The sequence below is a fragment of the Vibrio sp. 10N.222.52.B12 genome (assembly GCF_002875385.1).
Lineage (GTDB): Bacteria > Pseudomonadota > Gammaproteobacteria > Enterobacterales > Vibrionaceae > Vibrio > Vibrio jasicida.
The window spans coordinates 1-3,072 of sequence record NZ_MDAW01000031.1 but is presented as its reverse complement, the minus strand read 5'-3'; the positions used below and the strand labels follow the sequence as shown (position 1 = coordinate 3,072).

Here is a 3,072-nt window from a genome sequence, read left to right as displayed (position 1 = left end):
GCTGCTCCATCCCGCGTCCGTATTTCATCGTTAGGTACGATGAAGACCTTCAAACTGGAGCGACACACGAGGTTCGAACTCGTGACCTCAACCTTGGCAAGGTTGCGCTCTACCAACTGAGCTAGTGTCGCATCAACAACGTTTCCGTCGTTCAGGGCTGCGAATTATAAGAGCATTTTTTTGTGATGCAAGTCCTTCGTTCAAAAAAACTTTATTTTTTTACTGACCGACGAAAAAGCAAGCAAAACGTTCACGAAATACAACAATTTGGATCGCAGCCTTAACAGTTAGATCTTAAAGATCGTTTCGCGGTAGTACTTTAGCTCAGCAATCGACTCACGGATGTCGTCTAACGCTAAGTGTGTACCTTGCTTAGAGAAGCCATTTAACACTTCAGGTTGCCAGCGACGAGTTAACTCTTTAAGCGTACTCACGTCTAGGTAACGATAATGGAAATATTCTTCGAGCTCTGGCATGTGTTTGTACAAGAAACGGCGATCTTGACCAATACTGTTACCACAAATTGGTGAGACACCCTTTGGAACCCATTTTTCTAGGAATTCGATGGTTTGTACAACAGCATCTTGCTCTGAAATATCACTATTACGGACGCGCTCAACCAAGCCGCTTGATGTGTGCGTATTGGTACACCAGTCATCCATCTTAGCCAGCTCTTCTTCTGGTTGATGAACAGCGAGTACCGGCCCTTCAGCCAAAATGTTCAGCTCGCTATCGGTAACGATAGAAGCAATTTCAATGATTTTATGCGTTTCAGGATCAAGGCCCGTCATCTCTAAATCAACCCAAATTAGGTTTTGATCGCTAAAGGACATGGTTACGCCGCCTATTTGTTTATCGATAAAAGAGGTACTATACCTGAAAATACTTGAAACACGATACTCACTCGCTTGAACCCTTTGTTGGTTCAATCACTTGAGCGAACTCACACTAAGTACAGAATTGTGGCAAAAAAGAAAAAGTTAACCAAAGGTCAGGTGCGACGCGTACGCAGCAACCAACAAAAGCGCCTAAAAAAGCAAGAAGACTCAATCCAATGGGATGAGCACATGCTTGGCGCAAGTAAGCAAGGCTTGGTCATTACTCGCTTCGGCCAACATGCTGACATCGAAGATCTTGAGACGGGTGAAGTTCAACGTTGCAACCTTCGTCGCGGCATTGAATCCCTAGTATCGGGTGACCGCGTGTTGTGGCGTGAAGGTTTAGAATCCATGGCTGGTATCTCAGGTGTTGTAGAAGCAGTAGAACCTCGTACATCGGTACTTACTCGTCCAGATTACTACGATGGCTTAAAACCTGTGGCCGCAAATATTGATCAAATGATCATTGTGTCTTCGGTTCTACCGGAACTGTCATTGAACATTATTGACCGCTACTTGGTTGCTTCAGAGACACTTAACATTGCGCCATTGCTGGTTCTGAACAAAATCGATCTGTTGTCAGACGAAGAGCGTGCAACTTATGAAAGTTGGTTGGAAGAATACCAACGCATTGGTTACAAAGTTCTATTTGTGAGCAAGAAATCGGGCGAAGGCATTAATGAACTTGAAGCCTTGCTAGGCGACCGAATCAATATCTTCGTTGGCCAATCAGGTGTTGGTAAATCCAGCCTTGTGAATGCTCTAATGCCAGAGCTTGAGCAAGAAGTGGAAGAAGGCGAAGTCTCTGAGAACTCTGGGCTCGGTCAACATACAACGACCGCGGCACGTCTATACCATATTCCCACGGGCGGTGAACTCATTGACTCTCCTGGGGTTCGTGAATTTGGCCTTTGGCACTTAGAAGCGGAAGAGGTCACCAAAGCATTTGTTGAATTCCGCCCTTATCTTGGTGGCTGTAAGTTCCGTGACTGTAAGCACAACGACGATCCAGGCTGCATATTGCGTGAAGCTGTAGAGAAAGGTGATGTGAGCAAAGTTCGCTTTGAAAACTACCATCGCATCCTAGAAAGCATGGGCGAAAACAAAGCCAACCGTCAGTACTCACGCAGCAAGAAAGCGGATCTGTAACTGAGTTAAGACTACAACTGTGTAAGAAAACATCACCTAATACTGACAAGCAGATGAAATTTCAGTAACATCACGCGCCCTAAAGCGAGAATCTAACAGAAGTATCGGAATTAAAGATGGACAAGATTAAAGTTGGACTGCAGTACTGGATCCCACAACACGGCCTAACGCGCCTAGTGGGTAAACTAGCTTCAGCTAAAGCTGGCGGTCTAACAACAGCAATCATTCGTTGGTTTATCAAACAATACAATGTGAACATGGATGAGGCGAAACACTCCGATCCAAAACACTTCAAAACGTTCAACGAGTTCTTTGTACGTGAGCTAAAAGAAGGCGCACGTCCAATCGCAGAAGGTGAAGCGGTGATCACTCACCCAGCGGATGCTTGTGTTAGCCAGTTTGGCCCAATTGAAGACGGCCAACTGATTCAAGCAAAAGGTCATAACTTCTCAGCTCAAGAACTGCTTGGCGGTGATGAGACACTAGCGGAAGAGTTCCAAGATGGTACTTTTGCAACGCTATACCTCTCACCTCGTGATTACCACCGTGTACACATGCCATGTGACGGCACGCTGCGTCAGATGATTTATGTACCTGGCGACCTGTTCTCGGTAAACCCACTAACGGCAGAAAACGTACCAAACCTATTCGCACGTAACGAGCGCGTAGTGTGTATCTTCGATACTGCGTTTGGTCCAATGGCACAAGTACTGGTTGGTGCAACCATCGTAGGCAGCATTGAGCAAGTATGGGCTGGCACTGTTACGCCACCACGCGGTAATACTGTTTACAAATGGGATTACCCTGCAGAAGGTAACAAAGCCGTTATCTTGAAAAAAGGTGAAGAAATGGGCCGCTTCAAGCTTGGCTCAACGGTTATCAACCTATTCGCTAAAGATGCCATCACATTCGATGAGAGCATGGAAAACGGTAAACCAACAGTAATGGGTACACCTTACGCGCACCAGCAGTAAGGCTTCCGTACAAAATGATTTTAAAGGCCTCCGCTCGCGGGGGCTTTTTTTTGGTTCATCGCGGCTTTCCG

General features: G+C 46.0%; 3 protein-coding genes and 1 tRNA gene. 2 read left to right on the top strand and 2 right to left on the bottom strand.

Annotation, left to right across the window (positions count from 1 at the left end; translation table 11 throughout):
- Positions 1-55: 55 nt before the first annotated feature.
- Positions 56-131 (bottom strand) — tRNA-Gly (locus BCT11_RS02020).
- Positions 132-287: 156 nt separating this feature from the next.
- Entirely contained in the window at positions 288-833 is a 546-nt protein-coding gene (gene orn / locus BCT11_RS02015; RefSeq protein ID WP_038874099.1) for an oligoribonuclease, read from the bottom strand.
- A 129-nt stretch (positions 834-962) separates the two neighbouring features.
- On the opposite strand from orn, the gene rsgA reads away from it, so the two are divergent.
- Positions 963-2,027, top strand: coding sequence for a small ribosomal subunit biogenesis GTPase RsgA (gene rsgA, locus BCT11_RS02010; RefSeq protein ID WP_038874102.1), 1,065 nt, complete (start codon positions 963-965; stop codon positions 2,025-2,027).
- A 116-nt stretch (positions 2,028-2,143) separates the two neighbouring features.
- Positions 2,144-3,001 (top strand): archaetidylserine decarboxylase, encoded by an 858-nt coding sequence (gene asd / locus BCT11_RS02005; RefSeq protein ID WP_039974268.1) that lies wholly within the window; start codon positions 2,144-2,146, stop codon positions 2,999-3,001.
- Positions 3,002-3,072: the final 71 nt, after the last annotated feature.

Excerpts from the sequence above, each read along its gene's own strand:
- orn (WP_038874099.1), bottom strand. The coding sequence starts at position 833 with ATGTCCTTTAGCGATCAAAACCTAATTTGGGTTGATTTAGAGATGACG.
- asd (WP_039974268.1), top strand. The coding sequence starts at position 2,144 with ATGGACAAGATTAAAGTTGGACTGCAGTACTGGATCCCACAACACGGC.